This is a genomic window from Dietzia sp. B44 (assembly GCF_014145245.1).
Lineage (GTDB): Bacteria > Actinomycetota > Actinomycetes > Mycobacteriales > Mycobacteriaceae > Dietzia > Dietzia natronolimnaea.
In genome coordinates, this window is record NZ_JAALEF010000215.1 from 1 (window position 1) to 1777 (window position 1777).

General features: G+C 72.2%; 1 protein-coding gene and 1 pseudogene. Both read right to left on the reverse strand.

The annotated features are described in order from the left end of the window. Window positions 1-872 (reverse strand): MaoC family dehydratase (locus tag G6017_RS07960; protein ID WP_347237964.1); only part of this gene is annotated, 872 nt, incomplete at its 3' end. Next, window positions 869-1777: pseudogene (locus G6017_RS07965) on the reverse strand (3-oxoacyl-ACP reductase); the annotation flags it as partial. The gene G6017_RS07960 and the pseudogene G6017_RS07965, both read right to left, overlap by 4 nt.

Consider the following 1777-nt stretch of genomic DNA (forward strand, 5'->3'; position numbering starts at 1 on the left):
GGCCGGGTGCCCGCAACAGCCCCGCGCCGGGCGTAGATCGCGAGCTTCGCGGGCAGCACGACGGGTTTGCCGAACTCCACCGAGTAGCGCGCCCGCTCGGGGATGGCGCCCTCGACCACGCCGAGCATGGTGGCGGCCGTCCACATGCCGTGCGCGATCACGTTGGGGAAGCCGAAGGCCTTGGCTCCCACCTTGGAGACGTGGATGGGGTTGCGGTCCCCGGACACCGACGCGTACTCGGAGATCAGCGCCTCGGACACCGACTTCACCACGGTCGGGTCGCCGAGCTCCGCGGCCGTGGGCGGCTCGGGTCTCGGCGGGCGCGGCGCGTCCTTGGGAGGGGTCAGGGACGTCCTGCGCTTGGAGAGCAGGCCCGACCTCTGGATCCAGGCCGGCTCGTCGTCGTCGCCCGTCCGGATCTCGGTGACGATGTCGAGCAGCAATCCGGCGGGGTGCTCCCGCAGGTTCTCGGCCCGCGCGCGGATCGAGAGCTCGTCGCCCACCCGCAGCGGGCGGTGGGACTCGATCTCGTTGGTCAGGTGCACCGAGCCCATGGCCGGGACCGGGTAGGCCGGGTCCAGCATGAGCTGCATGCTCAGGGGGAAGGCCAGCGTGAACGGGTAGGTCAGCGGCAGCGCGTCACCGAACCGCAGGCCGCAGACGCGGGCGTAGGCGGCCAGATTGGCCACGTCCACGCGCACGCCGGCCACCTCGACGCCCTTGTCGGGCATCGACGTGCCGTCGCGCTTGCCGCCCACCACGGGGACAGAGCCGAGAGCGGCCTTGCCGTACTGGGCCAGGAGGTTGGGGATGGCGGGCAGGCGGGTGTACTCCACGGTGTTCTCCGACGACGAGCGATCCACCTCGATCACGCGCCCAGGAGGGACTGGCCACACACGCGGATCACGTTGTCGGTGACCGCGGAGGAGGCGGGGCTGGCGAAGTAGGCGATCGTCTCGGCCACGTCGACGGGCAGACCGCCCTGCTGCATGGAGTTCATGCGGCGGCCGGCCTCGCGGGTGGCGAACGGGATGGCGGCGGTCATCTGGGTCTCGATGAAGCCGGGGGCCACGGCGTTGACGGTGATCTTCTTGGACGCCAGCTCGGCCGAGGCGCCGTTGACGAACCCGATGACACCGGCCTTCGAGGCCGCGTAGTTGGTCTGGCCGCGGTTGCCGGCGAACCCGGCCATCGAGGAGACGCCCACGACGCGGCCGCCCTCGGTGAGGACGCCCTTCTCCGCGAGCTCGGCGGTGATCCGCTCCGGCGCGACGAGGTTGACGGCCATGACCGAGTCCCAGCGCGCCGAGTCCATGCCGGCCAGGGTCTTGTCGCGGGTGATGCCCGCGTTGTGCACGAGGATGTCGATGACGCCCTCGTGGCGCTCCTGCACGTGCTTGGCCAACACCTCGGCGGCGTCGGCGGCGGTCACGTCGAGCGGCAGCGAGGTGCCGCCCACCTTGTTGGCGGTCGCGGAGAGGGACTCGCCGGCGGCGGGGACGTCACAGCAGATCACGTGCGCCCCGTCGCGGGAGAGCACGGCGGCGATCTCCGCACCGATGCCCCGGGCCGCGCCCGTGACCACGGCGACCTTGCCCTCGAGGGGGCGGTCCCAGGACCCGGGGGCGGTCGCGGCGCCGGCACCCACGCGGAACACCTGGGCGTCGACGTAGGCGGACTTGCCGGAGAGGATGAAGCGCAGGGCGGACTCGAGGCCCGACGCGCCGGTGTCGGCGTCGGCGGAGACGTAGACCAGCTGGACGGTGGTGCCCCGCTA